Annotated in this window: 14 protein-coding genes; 13 read left to right on the top strand and 1 reads right to left on the bottom strand. The window is 39.4% G+C overall.

What is annotated here, in order from left to right:
• Positions 1 to 103 precede the first annotated feature (103 nt).
• From parC to JNG37_RS00320, 11 genes are all read left to right on the top strand, one after another.
• The gene (gene parC / locus JNG37_RS00370; RefSeq protein ID WP_158454716.1) at positions 104 to 2,557 is read left to right on the top strand and encodes a DNA topoisomerase IV subunit A; all 2,454 of its coding nucleotides are present in this window, start codon (positions 104 to 106) and stop codon (positions 2,555 to 2,557) included.
• A 115-nt stretch (positions 2,558 to 2,672) separates the two neighbouring features.
• Positions 2,673 to 3,692: a branched-chain amino acid aminotransferase gene (locus JNG37_RS00365; protein WP_158454718.1), complete on the top strand. Its 1,020-nt coding sequence runs from the start codon at positions 2,673 to 2,675 to the stop codon at positions 3,690 to 3,692.
• A 132-nt stretch (positions 3,693 to 3,824) separates the two neighbouring features.
• Positions 3,825 to 4,553 (top strand): YveK family protein, encoded by a 729-nt coding sequence (locus tag JNG37_RS00360; RefSeq protein WP_158454720.1) that lies wholly within the window; start codon positions 3,825 to 3,827, stop codon positions 4,551 to 4,553.
• A gap of 8 nt (positions 4,554 to 4,561) precedes the next feature.
• Positions 4,562 to 5,272, top strand: coding sequence for a CpsD/CapB family tyrosine-protein kinase (locus JNG37_RS00355; RefSeq protein ID WP_238336203.1), 711 nt, complete (start codon positions 4,562 to 4,564; stop codon positions 5,270 to 5,272).
• Between the two features lie 10 nt (positions 5,273 to 5,282).
• The gene (locus tag JNG37_RS00350; protein ID WP_158454724.1) at positions 5,283 to 7,079 is read left to right on the top strand and encodes a polysaccharide biosynthesis protein; all 1,797 of its coding nucleotides are present in this window, start codon (positions 5,283 to 5,285) and stop codon (positions 7,077 to 7,079) included.
• Between the two features lie 2 nt (positions 7,080 to 7,081).
• Entirely contained in the window at positions 7,082 to 8,191 is a 1,110-nt protein-coding gene (locus tag JNG37_RS00345) for a DegT/DnrJ/EryC1/StrS family aminotransferase (protein WP_158454726.1), read from the top strand.
• On the top strand, positions 8,192 to 8,803 hold the full coding sequence (locus JNG37_RS00340) for a sugar transferase (RefSeq protein WP_275585217.1): 612 nt from the start codon (positions 8,192 to 8,194) through the stop codon (positions 8,801 to 8,803).
• Positions 8,787 to 9,401: an acetyltransferase gene (locus JNG37_RS00335; protein ID WP_158454728.1), complete on the top strand. Its 615-nt coding sequence runs from the start codon at positions 8,787 to 8,789 to the stop codon at positions 9,399 to 9,401. The genes JNG37_RS00340 and JNG37_RS00335 overlap by 17 nt, the downstream gene beginning before the upstream one ends.
• A 199-nt stretch (positions 9,402 to 9,600) precedes the next feature.
• Positions 9,601 to 10,752 carry a glycosyltransferase family 2 protein gene (locus JNG37_RS00330; protein ID WP_158454730.1) on the top strand — a complete coding sequence of 384 codons (1,152 nt, stop codon included), beginning with the start codon at positions 9,601 to 9,603 and terminating at the stop codon, positions 10,750 to 10,752.
• A gap of 14 nt (positions 10,753 to 10,766) precedes the next feature.
• Positions 10,767 to 11,951, top strand: a complete 1,185-nt coding sequence (locus JNG37_RS00325; RefSeq protein WP_158454732.1) for a polysaccharide biosynthesis protein — start codon at positions 10,767 to 10,769, stop codon at positions 11,949 to 11,951.
• Positions 11,952 to 11,965: 14 nt separating this feature from the next.
• A complete protein-coding gene (locus JNG37_RS00320; protein ID WP_202848228.1) occupies positions 11,966 to 13,177 on the top strand; it encodes an O-antigen ligase family protein in 1,212 nt (403 codons plus the stop codon).
• An 85-nt stretch (positions 13,178 to 13,262) separates the two neighbouring features.
• On the opposite strand, the gene JNG37_RS00315 is transcribed toward JNG37_RS00320, so the two are convergent.
• The gene (locus tag JNG37_RS00315) at positions 13,263 to 14,201 is read right to left on the bottom strand and encodes a glycosyltransferase family 2 protein (protein ID WP_187321592.1); all 939 of its coding nucleotides are present in this window, start codon (positions 14,199 to 14,201) and stop codon (positions 13,263 to 13,265) included.
• Between the two features lie 171 nt (positions 14,202 to 14,372).
• On the opposite strand from JNG37_RS00315, the gene JNG37_RS00310 reads away from it, so the two are divergent.
• The gene (locus JNG37_RS00310) at positions 14,373 to 15,743 is read left to right on the top strand and encodes a polysaccharide biosynthesis tyrosine autokinase (RefSeq protein WP_158454738.1); all 1,371 of its coding nucleotides are present in this window, start codon (positions 14,373 to 14,375) and stop codon (positions 15,741 to 15,743) included.
• Positions 15,744 to 15,753: 10 nt separating this feature from the next.
• Positions 15,754 to 16,956, top strand: a complete 1,203-nt coding sequence (locus JNG37_RS00305) for a hypothetical protein (RefSeq protein ID WP_158454740.1) — start codon at positions 15,754 to 15,756, stop codon at positions 16,954 to 16,956.
• Positions 16,957 to 16,972: the final 16 nt, after the last annotated feature.

Below are 16,972 nucleotides of genomic sequence, written 5' to 3'. Positions count from 1 at the left end.
GTGAAAAAGATAAATCTCCCTAGATGTCTCTCATCGTCGGTCGATTTCCTATTTTCCTACGGAATTTTTCGGCAAGCCGAATCGTCCCTTTGTATCTTAATTTATGTCTAACATTCAAAACATGTCCCTTGAGGACATCATGGGAGAGCGTTTTGGTCGCTACTCCAAATACATTATTCAGGAGCGGGCTTTGCCAGACATTCGTGACGGTCTCAAGCCCGTGCAACGTCGGATTCTTTATTCCATGAATAAGGATGGCAACACTTTTGACAAGGGCTACCGTAAGTCTGCCAAGTCAGTCGGGAATATCATGGGGAATTTCCACCCGCACGGTGATTCCTCTATTTATGATGCCATGGTCCGCATGAGTCAGGACTGGAAAAACCGCGAGATTTTGGTGGAGATGCACGGAAACAACGGTTCCATGGACGGTGATCCGCCTGCGGCGATGCGTTACACCGAGGCTCGTCTGTCGGAAATGGCAGGTTATTTGCTGGCTGACATCGAGAAAAAGACGGTGCCATTTGCCTGGAACTTTGACGATACGGAAAAAGAACCCACGGTGCTACCAGCTGCCTTCCCTAATCTCTTGGTCAATGGAGCGACAGGAATTTCAGCAGGGTACGCGACTGACATCCCGCCGCATAATCTGGCGGAGGTCATCGATGCCGTTGTTTACATGATTGATCATCCGACTGCTAAGTTAGAAAAGTTGATGGAGTTCTTACCTGGACCAGACTTCCCAACAGGAGCCATTATCCAGGGGGCTGACGAAATCAAGAAAGCCTATGAAACTGGTAAGGGCCGTGTCGTAGTTCGTAGCCGTTGTGACATCGAGCAACTCAAGGCTGGTAAGAAACAGATTGTCATTACTGAGATTCCGTATGAAGTCAACAAGGCTGTACTGGTCAAGAAGATTGATGATGTCCGTGTCAACAATAAGGTGCCTGGTATTGCCGAGGTGCGTGATGAGTCAGACCGTACAGGTCTGCGGATTGCCATTGAGCTGAAAAAAGACAGCGATGAGCAAACCATTCTCAACTACCTCTACAAATACACCGACTTACAAATCAATTACAACTTCAACATGGTGGCGATTGATAACTTCACACCGCGTCAGGTTGGCTTGCAGAAGATTCTGTCTAGCTACATCGCCCACCGCCGTGAGATTATCATTGCCCGTTCTAAGTTTGACAAGGAAAAGGCAGAGAAACGCCTCCATATCGTAGAAGGCTTAATCCGTGTTATTTCTATTTTGGACGAGGTCATTGCCCTTATCCGTGCTTCTGAAAACAAGGCGGATGCTAAGGAAAACTTGAAAGTCAGCTATGATTTCAGCGAGGAACAGGCAGAAGCAATCGTGACCTTGCAACTCTACCGCTTGACCAATACCGACATTGTGACCTTGGAAAATGAAGAGGCAGCCCTACGCGAGCAGATTCAGACCTTGGCAGCCATTATCGGCGATGAGCGGACCATGTTCAATCTGATGAAGAAAGAACTGCGTGAGGTTAAGAAGCAGTTTGGCAATCCTCGTTTGAGTGAATTGCAAGATCAGGCAGAAACGATTGAGATTGACACTGCCAGCTTGATTGTCGAAGAAGAAACCTTTGTCAGCGTGACCAAGGCAGGCTACATCAAACGAACAAGTCCGCGTTCCTTCAACGCCTCAACCCTTGAAGAAATGGGCAAACGAGAGGATGACCAGCTGATTTTCTTACAGAATGCTAAGACAACCCAGCACCTCTTGCTCTTTACCAATCTTGGAAATGTTATCTACCGACCTGTCCATGAACTGACAGATATTCGTTGGAAGGACATTGGTGAACACCTGAGCCAGACCCTAATGAACTTTGATACCAATGAAGAGATTATCTTCGCTGAATTGGTAGAGAATTTTGACGAGGGAACGTATTTCGCGGTGACCAAATACGGTCAAATCAAGCGTGTGGAGCGGAAGGAGTTTACTCCATGGCGGACTTACAAGTCTAAGTCAACCAAGTATGCCAAACTCAAAGATGCGGATGATGTGGTCGTTACTGTATCGCCTGTAGTCTTGGATGACATCATGCTCATCACAGAAAAGGGCTACGCTCTGCGATTTAACATCGAAGAAGTGCCAATCATCGGTGCCAAGGCGGCCGGTGTTAAGACGGTCAACCTCAAGGATGGGGATGTGGTAGCTGCGGCCTTTATCAGCAATACCAGCTCCGTCTATCTCCTGACCCAGCGTGGTAGTTTGAAGCGGATGGCGGCGGAGGAAATCCCTGTGACCAGCCGTGCCAAGCGTGGTTTGCAGGTGCTTCGTGAACTCAAGTCCAAGCCTCACCGTGTCTTTGCGGCTGGTCCAGTCTTGACGGACCAGGGGGATTTTGACCTCTTTAGTACAGCAAATGAAGATGAAACAACCAGTCAAGTGCTTCACGTGCAGTCTAAAACGGGCAAACTCTATGAGGTTGATGTGACTCAGCTTAGCCTGTCTGAACGCACCAGCAACGGCAGCTTTATCTCGGAAACCATTTCTGATGAGGAAGTGTTTAGGGCTTGGATTCAATAGTAAAGAGAACTCGCTCCGGTGGGTTTTTCTTATATTCACAAAATTTTCTGAATTTTTAATTGAAAATCACTTTCAAAAGTAGTAAAATAATAAAAAATGAATTTGGAGAATACCTATGACAGTAACGATTGACTGGGAAAACCTTGGTTTTTCTTATATGAAACTACCGTACCGCTTCATCGCTCATTTCAAAAACGGCCAATGGTCTGAAGGGCAATTGACCGAAGATGCGGAGCTGCACATTTCAGAAAGCTCACCAGCCCTTCACTATGGTCAGCAGGCCTTTGAAGGCCTCAAGGCCTATCGCACCAAGGAGGGAAAACTCCAGCTCTTTCGTCCAGATCAAAACGCCGAGCGCCTGCAACGAACAGCTGACCGCTTGCTCATGGAGCCTGTACCGACTGACCTTTTCATCAAGGCTTGTAAAGAGGTGGTCAAAGCCAATGCGGACTACGTTCCTCCCTATGGAACTGGTGGGACCCTTTATCTCCGCCCGCTCCTGATTGGCGTCGGCGACATTATCGGCGTAAAACCAGCAGATGAGTACATTTTCACCGTTTTTGCCATGCCGGTCGGAAACTACTTCAAGGGTGGCCTGGCTCCGACCAACTTCCTCATTCAGGACAAGTACGACCGTGCAGCACCAAATGGAACAGGGGCGGCTAAGGTTGGTGGCAACTATGCAGCATCGCTCTTACCGGGCCAATTTGCCAAAAAGCAGGGCTTCTCAGATGTCATCTACCTAGACCCAGCTACCCACACCAAGATTGAAGAAGTAGGGGCTGCAAATTTCTTTGGTATTACAGCTGATAACGAGTTTGTCACACCGATTTCACCATCAATCTTGCCGTCCATTACCAAGTATTCTCTCTTGTATTTGGCAGAGCATCGTCTGGGGATGAAGGCAGTGGAACGAGAAGTCCTTGTCGAAGAATTAGACCAGTTTGTCGAAGCAGGAGCTTGCGGAACAGCTGCAGTCATCTCACCAATTGGTGGTATCCAGATTGCAGACAAACTCCATGTTTTCCATAGTGAAACGGAAGTAGGACCTGTCACGCGTAAATTATATGACGAATTAACAGGTATCCAGTTTGGTGATATTGAAGCGCCAGAAGGCTGGATTGTCGAGATTTAGTCCCTAAAACACTCAGCATTTGCTGGGTGTTTTAATTTTTTTAATAAAATTAATATATATAATTTATGTTCAAAATTGACAACTTTGTGGTAGAATAGAGAAGTAGTATATTAATATAAAACGGAGTTGTTTATGAACCAGCAGAATGCAGAACTCATCGATATTTTTGATTTGTTAAAAATCATTCGTAAGAATATTGTCTTCCTACTTTTTTCCATCATTTTTTGTAGCGGGCTGTCTGTTTTATATGCTCGAATGTTTGTCCCGGCAGAGTACCAGTCAGAAGCGCAGATTTTAGTTACTCAAGCTCAGGCAGATTCCAGTAACCAAATTGGGACCATCAAGGCCAATATTGATATGATTCCCACTTATCGAGATATATTATATGGGATTCCTGTGCTAGGGCCTGTGGCAGACAAATCAGAAGGACGCTATTCTGTTTCTGAATTGCAAAAGCATTTGACCTTCAAACAATCCGAAAATTCCCAAGCATTTTCGATTGCGATCCGTTTGGATTCTGCTAAATCTGCTCAAGAAACCTTGGCCAATATTACCAATCAATTTACAGATATCTTGACAGAAATTTACGGTGAAAACATCAATAAGATTGTTATTCTATCTCCGGCTTCTTTCCAAGATAAAAAAGTTGCTCCCTCTATGGTGCGCTTTGTCATTTTAGGAGCTGTAGTGGGGATGACCTTATCCAGTCTATTCCTGGTTGTACGTCGCCTAATGGACCATACAATCAGCAATCACGATTACCTTGAGGCTGAGGGCTTGACCTTGATGACGGAACTGTACTCCCTCAAAGATAAGGAAGTTTCCAGCACGTATTTTATCAGAGATGCTAAGAGAAATTAGAGGTCATTATGTTTAAGAAACAGAAACGATTACGTACACAGTCAAAACAGCGAGCAGGCGCACCCTTGTTTACCTATATGCAGCCATTTAGCCTAAATTCGGAACAAATCCGTGTGCTCCGGACGAACCTTGAGTACGCGCGTGTCAACGGCAACTTGAAATCACTTCTCGTGACGTCGTCTATTCCAGCAGAAGGAAAATCAACCACAGCAGCCAACTTAGCATACAGTTTGGCATCAATCGGAAAGCGAGTCCTCCTAGTAGATGCGGATTTGCGCAAACCAACCGTCCATCGTACCTTTAAGTTGGCCAATACCGTCGGCTTATCGGAGGCTATTTTGCATCGTGAAACCCAATATACAAAGTTTGTTGACTATGTACATGAGTTGGATTTATTTGTACTGACAACAGGAAGTCTACCACCCAATCCATCAGAACTCTTGAATTCACAAAATATGAAGAGTCTGATGCAGGAGTTGACTGACTATTTTGACTACGTGATTTATGATGCTCCGCCAGTAACCAGTGTGGCAGATGCTCAGATTTTGGCTAGTCAAGTCGATGGTGTCTTGTTAGTTGTTCGCCAAGGCTATGTTCAGAAAAATGAAGTTCACAAGGCAGTTCAGTTATTGCGGAATGTCAAAGCCAATCTCATTGGCTATGTTATGAACGACGTTCCATTAGAAGCGGAGAAAAACTACTATTACGGTGAGAAATAAGGAATAGAAGATGAATAGAATATATAAACAGACAATCTTAATAATCTTTGACTTATCGATGATTGGACTGTCAATGGTACTCAGTCAAGCATTTTTAGACATCATTATTTCTGTTTCAAAATTTAATCTATTAGCAAACTATATTGTTGTCTGTCTTGCTTACTTAGTCATGTCTTATAAGCTAAAGATTTTCTTCTGGCTGACTCGTTTTACGGACTACAGGGCTCTCTTAAAAATCAGCTTTAGCTTGTTTGTATCTTACTTGCTCTGCATTCCTTATGGTTTCTTGGCAAATATGACCATAAGTTACCGATTTTTAATCATTTCTTTAGCAACATCCATGATTTTGATGCTGTTTCCTCGTTTAATTTGGCGTGCCAAATACGAATGGAAAACCAAAAATACCAAATGTAACAATGTTAAAAAGAAGACCTTAATTATTGGAGCAGGGGATGGTGGCTATTTGTTTATCAAAACCATCGTTGATAAAAAACTCAATTACGATATTGTTGGAATTGTTGATGATGATCCGACCAAGCATGGAGGCTATATTTACGAGATTCGTGTCATTGGTGGCAGAAAGGATATCCCTAAAATTGTTCATGAATTGGAAGTTGAACAAGTGGTCATTGCGATACCATCTCTGACCATCAAGGATAAGGAAGAAATTCTTGATATCTGTAATGCCCATCGTGTCAAAGTCTTGACAATGCCCCATATCGAAGAAATTTTATCCGATGACTTTTCGACCAATACCGTTAAAGATATTGATATCGCTGATTTGTTGGATCGACCTGAAATCGTACTGGATCAAGAAACAATTGGTGATTTCCTTCGTGGAAAGACTATCCTGGTGACAGGGGCAGGGGGGTCTATTGGTTCTGAGATTTGCCGTCAGGTTGCCAAGTATTTACCGAAACGCCTTTTGTTGTTGGGGCATGGAGAAAATTCAATTTACCAAATCCATCGCGAACTCCAAGCTAAAATTGGCACAAAAGTAGAGATTATACCCTTGATTGCGGATATTCAAGATCAAGAAGTGATTGACTCGATTATGGCAACTTACCGACCAAATCTTGTTTACCATGCAGCTGCACACAAGCATGTCCCTCTTATGGAATCCAATCCAAAAGAAGCAATCAAAAACAATATCTATGGGACAAAAAATGTTGCAGAAGCTGCCAAGAAATACGGCGTAGAAAAGTTTGTGATGGTATCAACAGATAAGGCTGTTAACCCACCAAACGTGATGGGGGCGACTAAAAGAATTGCAGAAATGATTGTCACATCCCTAAACGAAAATAGTAAGACACAATTTGTAGCTGTCCGCTTTGGCAACGTCTTGGGGAGTCGAGGTAGTGTCGTACCCCTCTTCAAGGAACAGATAAGCACGGGTGGACCTGTAACTGTAACGGATTTCCGGATGACTCGTTACTTTATGACCATCCCAGAGGCCAGCAGCTTGGTTGTGCAGGCTAGTTTTTTGGCAAATGGAGGAGAAGTTTTCGTCCTGGATATGGGCGAGCCTGTTAAAATTGTCGATTTGGCCAAAAAGGTCATTAAACTAAGTGGTTTTAGCGAAGATGAAATTGCTATTGTGGAATCAGGCATCCGACCAGGAGAAAAGTTATATGAGGAATTGTTAGCGAGCAGTGAACGAGTTAGCAATCAAGTTCATCAAAAAATATTTGTTGGTCGTGTGCAAGAAAAATCGAGTAAAGAAGTGGACACATTCCTATCTGATTTAGACAAACAATCGACGAGTGAGCTCAAGAAAAAATTAGTAGCATTTGCAAAACAGGAGTAAACATGAAACGAATCTATCTGGCGTCTCCTCACATGAGTGAAGGAAAGTTTGAAGAAGCTTTTGTACAAGAAGCTTTTGATACCAATTGGGTTGCACCACTTGGGAAGAATGTCGATGAATTTGAAACAGAAGTATCCCACTTGCTAGGAGGCAGACCTTGTGTTGCCTTATCATCTGGGACAGCAGCCATGCATTTGGCACTTAAGAATCTTGGGATTCAAGAAGGTGATTATGTCTTTTGTCAGTCTCTGACATTTTCTGCAAGTGCCAATCCAATTGTTTATGAGAAAGCCATTCCTGTCTTCATCGATTCAGAGAAAGAGACTTGGAATATGGATCCAGTAGCATTACGTGAGGCATTTAAAACTTATACACCCAAAGCTGTTATAGTTGTGCATCTCTATGGTATCACCGCAAAAATTGATGAGATACGGACTATTTGTGCCGAATACCAGGTTCCTCTGATTGAAGATGCGGCAGAAAGTCTGGGGACAATCTACCAAAACCAATGGACAGGAACCTTTGGTCAGCAGGCGATTCTTTCCTTCAATGGAAATAAGATTATTACTACTTCTGGAGGGGGAATGCTTGTTACAAGTCAAGAAGAGCAAGCAAGTTTTTCTCGATTCTTGGCGACTCAAGCGCGTGATCAAGCACCGCATTACCAACATAGTCATATCGGTTATAACTACCGTATGAGTAATATCTGTGCAGGTATCGGTCGTGGGCAATTACAGGTCTTAGAGGAACGCATTGCACAAAAACGGTACATTCACCAGCGTTATCTAGAAGGTTTTAGTGATATAGAAGACATTAGTCTTTTATCAGAGCGTTTAGGCGAACGTTCCAATTATTGGTTATCAGCTATTCAGATCACTTCTGAAAATGTAAGACCATCCATGCTGATGGAGGCTTTAGCAAAAGAAAATATTGAGTCCAGACCAGTTTGGAAACCGATGCATTTACAGCCTGTTTTTGAAGATGCTCCGTTTTTTGGTGGAGAAGTTGCAGCGGACTTGTTCGAAAATGGTCTCTGCCTACCAAGTGATACCAAAATGACTGATGAGGACATTGATAAGATTATTGGAATTATCAGAAGCTTTTGGGAGTAAATGATGTATAGACGATTTGTAAAACGCCTCTTAGATTTTGTTGTGTCGCTCCTTGCCTTGGTCATTTTGTTTCCTTTGATTCTTGTGATTGCTTGCTTAGTAGCGTTGAATTTGGGGACACCAGTCTTGTTTAGTCAAGAACGCCCTGGGAAGAATGAACGTATTTTTAAGATGTACAAATTTCGCACCATGACAAATGCGCGTGATCAAGCAGGGAACCTATTGCCAGACAGCCAACGACTGACACCCTTTGGAGCCTTTCTACGCTCAACCAGTCTAGACGAGCTTCCTGAACTGTGGAATATTGTAAAAGGAGACATGAGCCTTATCGGGCCGCGGCCGCTCCTAGTAGAATATTTAGATTTATATACTAATCATCAAAGAAAGCGACATTCTGTTCGTCCAGGTTTGACAGGATTGGCACAGATTAGTGGTCGAAATGCCATCAGCTGGGAGGAAAAATTTGACTTTGATGTTCAATATGTGGAGTCGATTTCGTTTTGGAAAGATTGTCAGATTTTAATAAAGACAATATTGAAAGTCCTGGTGAGAGAAGGAATCCACTCGGCAAGTTCAGACACAATGGAAAAGTTTTATGGAAGTGAAAAATAAACAACTATTCATTATTGGTGCATCGGGTCATGGTAAGGTTGTTGCTGAAATTGCAAGCCTGAATGGCTATCAAGAGATCTATTTCTTGGATGACTTTTCAAAAGAATGCCATCTTGGTCCCTGGTCGATAGTGGGGACAAGTCAGTATCCGATTCCTTCTGATGCTGCTGTCTTTGTAGCAATTGGTGACAATAAAATCCGTTCAAAAATTGTTCATCGTTTTAAAGACTGGGAGCAGCCTAGTCTTATCCATCCGCGGGCAATCGTATCACCAACAGTTAGCTTAGGTAAATCCTGTGTGGTAATGGCGAATGCAGTTCTTCAACCTGATGTCAAACTGGGAGATGGTTGCATAGTTAATACAGCAGCAAGCATTGATCATGATTGCAAATTAGGCGATTTTGTTCATATTTCTCCTGGGAGTCATCTTGCTGGAGGAGTGACCGTTGGTCAGCAGACATGGATAGGAATTGGTAGTTCTGTCATTCAGTCGTTGTCAATATGTAAAGATGTCATTGTCGGCGCAGGCGGAGTTGTCATCCAATCCATCACTAGTTCTGGCACCTATGTTGGTAATCCTTGTAGAAAGATTCAGTAATGAAAATACTATACGTAACAACGATTTCAAATACATTAAACGCATTTCTAACCTCTCACATTGAGGAGTTGAAAAAGGTTTGGATGGTGGATAAATAGCCTCATCATATATCTTGTTGGACAAGTGAGGATGGATTTTATCTCTTGTCTCATTTAGCCCTTAGTCAATAAATTATTATCAAGGAGATTGAGAATTTTCTATGTTAGTACTGAAAGCATGTTTTTGGATTAGCACTTTTTTGATTTTTTGGGCTAATATTGGTTATCCACTTTCAATTTTATGCTTAGATAAACTGATAAAAAAGGAAGTGAGCAAGAAGCAGAATTATGAACCAACTGTAACTGTCATGGTTGTGGCACATAATGAAGAAGCAGTGATTGCTCAAAAAATGGACAATCTATTGCTGTTGGATTATCCAAAAGATAAATTAAGGATTTTGGTAACATCAGATAATAGCACAGATGCTACCAATGAAATTGTTCAAAAATACGTGGAGAAGCATTCCAATATTTCGCTCTATCTTGTTCAAAAAAGACTTGGCAAAACAAACGCCCAAAACGAAGCAGCTAAAATGGTTTCAAGTGAGATTTTGGTAATGACAGATGCCAATGCAATGCTTGATGTCAATGCTGTAAAAGAACTGGTAAGCTCATTCGTAGACAATGTAGCATATGTTACTGGAAAGCTTATGTATTCCAATCATGAAGTCAGCAAAACAAGTCATTCAGAAAATAAGTATTGGGATTTGGATACTCGGATTAGAGAAATTGAGTCTCGTCTGCAAACGATTACTGCTGGTAATGGTGCCTTGTATGCCGTTCGAACAGAAGATTTTGTTGAGTTTGATCCGATTGTTAGTCATGACTTAGCTATGCCAGTTTACTACAATCTTCAAGGGAAGAGAGCAGTGGCAAACCATAGTGCTGTTGCATTTGAAAAAGCAGGGCAGGTGGATAGTGATGAGTTTAAACGAAAAGTCCGAATGTCAAGAGTCTTGCTACGTTTTATACTGCCTTCCGTTGCAATCTTAAATGTTATAAAATATAGATGGTTTTCCTACTTTTATTTCGGACATCGAACAGCTCGCTATTTATTATGGTTTAATCATATTGTTGCATTTCTTTGCAGTTTATTCTTGATGCAAACTAGTGTGATTTATCTAGTAGCTTTTTGTGTACAAGTATTAGTATTTTTAACAGTTCTGGGAAGATTTCAGTTTAATATTCAACATAAATTTGTTCAATTTTCAGCATACTACTGTATGACGGTTTATGCTCAATTTGTTGGAGTGGTTAGAACGATTTTAGGAAAAAATAAGCCATTTTGGGATAAAGCCGAGAGTACAAGATAGATGGAGATTCGGATTTGTTAAAGCGATTTGTAAAATATAAAGATTTTTTTCAAGATGTTTTTTTTAATACACTTTCATTTTTCATCTATATTTGTGCCCAGCAGCTAATTTATATGCCGTTTATGAGCAGATTTCTCAGTGAATCACAATATGCTATTTTCGTCATTTTTATCTCTATATTTTCAGTATTAACAAATGCTTTGGGCAATGAGTTAGGAATCGTTTCACAAGTTATCAATAGACCTGTTAATTTTAGTCGTCTGTTGCTAAAAATCAGTTTGAGCTCCTTTGTGATTATCTGTGCACTCTTACTCTATTTGGGTTTTGACTGGAGTGAAAGTTTGATTCTTGGTGTAGCGACCTTTTTGGCTAATTATCGCTTGTTTTCAGGTGGTATATTTCGTAGTCAGGGGGCGTTTAAAAAAGTTTTGTTTTTGAATTTTCTTTACCTCAATGGTATACTATTTGGTTTGTTGCTCATCCAAGTGATACCTCTATTTTGGTTACCGATGGTCTTAGCTGAGACAATCACCTTCTCTTACTGTGTATCAAGTCAAAAATTATTCCATTTTAACGAGGTGGTGGCTACAGGTGAAGAAACAGAAATGTTTATCAACTATAGTATGATCTCATTTTTTAATAACCTCATAACCTATATTGATAAATTTTTAGTTTTGCCATTTCTTGGAGCACTGTCATTGAATGTGTACTATGCAACAACCTCCATGTCTAAGATTGTGAATTTGGTGATTAATCCACTTCATGGTGTTTTATTAAGATGGATAAAAAAAGACTCAACTTCAGAAATTTTAATTAAACGATTTATTTATTCCTCTATTCCAATTGTCTTAGTGAGTAGCATATTATCAGTTCCCTTCACCTATATTTGTATAAAGATTCTTTATCCTAAGTATTTGGAACATTCACTTAGTTTATTACTTCCAGTATCCATCGCATTGGGAGTGAGTGTTGGTACTTCTATCTTAAAATCATTGTTAATGAAATTTATTGATTCAAGAGAATTGACAAAGATATATTTTATATACTTTTTTATTTTTATTGTCTCTGCTATCATTACCAGCACCCAATACGGTTTAGTCGCTTTTGCATATTCTGTATTTTTTTCAAAAGCATTTTTATACGGTGGTTTTCTATTTTATCTCAGAAAAGTATTGGAGAGTGAAGCATGCGGAAAATAACAGACACAATGTTTATGATTATTCTACTGAACTTGATTCCAACAGCTTTATTGGGGCTTTTTGATCTGAATCTAACAATCTATACAGGTTTGTATTTCATCTGTTTTGTGCTTCAATGCATATTAATGTGGTTTAGTTTGGGGGATAATGCTTCAAAATTATCAAGACCAAGTTTCCAACTGTTTGTGATGATAGTTCTTTTACAGCTTTTTTCTCATATCTATCTAATGTTTGTCATTGGAAACTATATTCTTTCAGAACTGATGGTAATGATTTCAGTGACAGTTAACTTATATTTTTTTATTTTCCAACTCCACCGAGTTCATTTAGCGGAAAAAGACATTATTTGTTTTTTTAAACGTTTGTGTCAATTAGCTTTTGCAGCCTGTTTGCTCAATGTTTTTCTCAATTTTAATCAGTTGCGTGCAATTGGAGCATTAACGGGAAGTTATGGTGCACAGTTTAAATCATTTTTCCCAAATCGAAACACCTTCGGGATTTTTTTACTGGTTGCAATCATCTCGAATCAATATCTGATTGACACCGATAAAAGAAAAATTCACTATTTTCTACAATTGTTTTTCATCTTGAATTTGATTCTGACATTTGCCCGGACTTCAATTGCAGGAATGCTAATTTTTTACTTTTCCTATGTTGTATCAAAGATTGTTGTTCAGAAGCAAGTGAATTTAAAGGTAATTGCTGGGCTCCTGGTATTGTTTGCAACAAGCGTATTTTTCTTGGATCAAATGATGAGTTCAACCAATATTTTAGAAAAAATAGATACCCTCTTACTAAGAACGGATAGTTTGGAAGATGGATCTGGTCGATTTGATGTATGGTTGAATGGTTTGGAAATCGGTTTGTCAACCAATCCATTATTGGGGGTTGGTAGATATAAAGCACTGGAAATGAATAAAGAAATTTTTGGAAATGACCTGAATTACTTTCATTCACTATATGTTGAAACATTTGTCACTTATGGTATTTTTGGATTGATGATATTAATTGGTGGCTGTGCATATATTTTTAAATCAGTATTTTGTTCTTCGTTCACTAAGAAATACATTACATTGGCTTCTCTTTTTACATTCGGAAGTATTTCACTGCTAGAGTCAACGACACGATTCTCGATTGGGTATGCAGATACGATATCCTTGATTTTCTTTTTCTCTTTGCCAATCTTAATTAGTCAAGTTGAAGTCGAACAAATCTCCATAGTATGAGTATCAAATTCCGTCGATATAAATCCTAAAAAACACCGCTAGTCTTTCCCAAGTGGAGGGGGGCTGGCGTTGTTTTTATTATAGATTATTTTTGGGTGAGTCGGTGGATGAGGCGGGCTAGAGAAAAGTTGGCTGGAAGGAGGTAGGCTTTGATATAGTAGCGATGCCAGGGGTATTCGTCTTTATAAAAGGTCGAGAGATACGGGTTCTTCCGATAGTTGAGGTCGTTCAGTTCTTGAACGGCATTTTTGTAGGTTTGATGGTCGTTGATTTTGACAGCTGTTGCAACCAGTTGCAGGAGATCTTCGATAACCTTAAAGGTAAAGTAGTCCTTGTATGCGGGATTTCGTTCTCCCATAATACGGTTGTTTTCTTTTGATTCGATATTAATTCGAGGGTTTGGTGTTGTACTGAGTGAGCCATCTCGTGAGCGGTATACATATAGTTTTTCAGGAACTGTAACAATTTTTTTTGCTTGAATCATCAATTCGAAAAAGATTCCTTCTCCCATGCCTGGTAAAAATGAAAATTGAATTTGGTCAATTAGTGCTTTAGAGACAATTCGACTAGTTGGTTGGGTATTATGATATATGTCTTTTAATTGAGGTTTGCCATTGATTGGTTTGTACCAAACGGATTTTTTTTGTCCATTAGAAGAAAATGTATCCGTATCACACAAGACAATATCAGCGGATTCTTCAATCGCCTTTTGATACAGTTTTTCGAACATTTCAGGTTTGACATAGTCATCCGAATCAACAAATGCTAGAAAATCCCCTTGAGCTTGCTGTATTCCCAGATTTCTAGCTAGACCAACTCCAGAATTTTCTTCCAAAGCAATCACCTGGATGCGATCGTCTATTGCAGCTTGCTGGTTCATTATGGTTAATGATTGATCTCTTGAAGCGTCATCTACAAGTATGATTTGTATATCTTGAAGTGTCTGATTTCGAAGTGAGAGGATACATTCTTCCAAGTAGGGTTCGGTATTGTAAACTGGTACAATGATTGAGACTTTTGACATGTTATTTCCTCTTTTCATTCGGGTTTTCTTGTATTATATCACATGAAAAAAGAACATAGCTTTTAAATGAATTGAGGAGCGAAAATTACTTTTATTATATTTTTTCAAGCCTTAATGGTATAATGAGGTGCTAAGGAACAGACGTTTCAAAACAAAAAATGGGGGATAAAGATGGACAAGGAGCTTAGTTTAATTGCGATAGTAAAATTAGTAAAAGAGAAGTTGAGATGGATTGTCTTGACGATTGTAGTTTTTGTTGTGGCAGCTGTCGTCTACAGTACAGCAATTGCAAAACCCTTATATAGCTCTTCAGCTGAGTTGTTGGTTAGTCCAAAGGCAACGGATAATCTTCAGTTGACCTTGAACCAGTTGCAGACCAACTCAAAGTTGATTCAGACATATGAAAGTATCATCTTTTCGGACGATATTTTGACATTGGTAAATAGTGAGGTTTCAACTTCCTATTCGAATCAAGAACTTAGAAATAAAATCAAGGTTGTGACAGAGGATGAATCACAAACTTTTGCGATTAGAGTTACAGATACTTCTCCAGAAACTGCTGCCGAGATTGCAAATACTGTGTCAGCGATTTTTCAATCTAAACTGGATGATTATTATTCTTCAAACCTAGAAATCAAAGTAATATCAGCTGCCAAGCCTTCAACGAATCAAGTTTCGCCAATTATTTCACGAAATATCTTTTTTGCAGTAGTATTGGCAACTATGGTCAGTTCTTTTGTTATTATTTTGCTTGAGTTGTTGAGTCCAACGATAAAGGGGACGGCTATTCTATCAACTTTTTCTTGGTTGGAATTAGGAAATGTAAGTCTTTCACCTCTTCAAATGGAGGTAAGGAGTGCAACAAAGGAACATCCAAAATCAGGCTTATTCAATAAAAAATCAACTCAAAAATCTATTTCATTGGACAATATTGAAGGGATAAAAACCAAGTTACAGACGCAACTAGATAAGAATGCTGTAAAGACCTTTTTGATTAGTTCGGCTGAAAGTGGGACAGGCAAGACAACTCTTGCAATGTATCTGGCAAATAGTCTTGCAAATAATGGGAAAAAAGTGTTGTTAGTAGATGCCAATCTTCGAAATCCATCACTCGATCGGATTTACAAACTGTCAAATAAGGTAGGTTTATTTAGTTACTTGCAAAATGGAGGGGAACTCGGGATCCAAGCTATTCAAGGATCTTCTTTGTTTGTTTTACCAAGTGGGCCAAAGTTTGCAGCAGTTTCTCAGATTTTGACTTCTGAGAAGTTACCAACCTTGTTGGCGGATTTAGAGAAGCATTTTGATGTGATTCTCTTTGATTCTGCAGCTCTAAATGGTGTACCAGATGCTCAGATTTTGGCTACAAAAATTCGAAACCTTGTCATGCTTGTCAAACAAGATGGAACACGGATTGATGACTTAATTGAAGCGAATCGTTTTCTGGAAAGTTATCAAATTGAAGTACTAGGCTATGTCTTTGATGGTACTGTCCGTGAAAGAGAAGGTGCCCTCCAGCAGTTGTTTTATAAAGTGAACTAGGGGAGGACTTATGAAAGAAAGAGACAGCAAGCAGTGGGATCTATTTTTCTTTTATCTCAGTCTTATTATCTACCCGTTTAATGTCTTGCTTTCTGCTGTTTTGAGAACAACTGGTTTTGATTTTTTTGCATCAAAAACCATTTTTGTCTGCTATGGAATCGTTTATCTTGTTTTCTTTTTCATTCTTATCCGCTTTCCCATATCCTTGAAGCGACTTTCCAGTATGTTTTTCATCTATTTGGTCTATTATATTTTTTATTTAACTAGTCCAACTGAAATGAAATACCGTTATTTGGATGTGGATATGGTTATGATTTATCTGTTCTATCTTCCCTATTCGGTGCTAATACTATCTAGAATACAGGATATTTCTCAACTATTCACAAATAGTATCGTTGAATATTTCAACGGCTTTCTGATTATCGCCTCTTTTCTGGTGAAATTTATATTAAAAGATCAGACAGGTTATATGGTCTATTCCTATAATCTCTTGCCGATTTGGATTTTATTTTCATTTCGAATGATTCAAAAACCAAACCTTGTTCGATTAGCAATATTCGGAATTTTGGTACTGGAAGGTGTAATCTATGGTGCTCGTGGGCCGTTGATTTGGTTATTCATCAGTTTAATTGCCTACGCTATCTTGCATAGGATCGAGAATCAAGTACAGATTCGGCTTTCTATTCGATCAATTCAATCTGGCTTAATGATTTTTTTGGGGACAGTTGGCTTTTTCTTTGTTCTCTATCAAATACTCTCAAGTTTAAATATTGCTCAAAGTTATATTTTGAATCGTATTGAAACAGGTGTTTTGGTGCAAAGTACTGGCCGTGATAGCATGATTGATATTGCTGTGCAATATATTTTTGAGGAGATGGGTTTAAAAATCAATGGAGTTTTCTTCGATCGTACGCTGATGCCTGGCAATGTCTATGTTCACAATTTATTTTTGGAAATAGTACTTTCCTTTGGTTGGTTGTTTGGGATTCTCTTGCTTATTTTGTTAATGTATTTTATTATCATAACCTTTAAGGGATCCTCAATCTCAAATAAAAAGGTTGTTGTTTTTTTAAGCTCTACCTTTTTCTTGAAATACCTTTTGACAGGAAGCGTTTTTGAAGATTATACATTTATTATTTACCTTGCATTGATGTTCTCAGTCTATAAGCAAAATAAACCTGATAAATTGATTGTATATGAAATGAAAAGATAAAAAAAATAATGCCAAG

The organism is Streptococcus suis, assembly GCF_016775005.1.
Taxonomy (GTDB): Bacteria; Bacillota; Bacilli; order Lactobacillales; family Streptococcaceae; genus Streptococcus; species Streptococcus suivaginalis.
The sequence above is the reverse complement of the archived record's forward strand: the minus strand, read 5'-3'. Positions and strand labels throughout refer to the sequence as shown.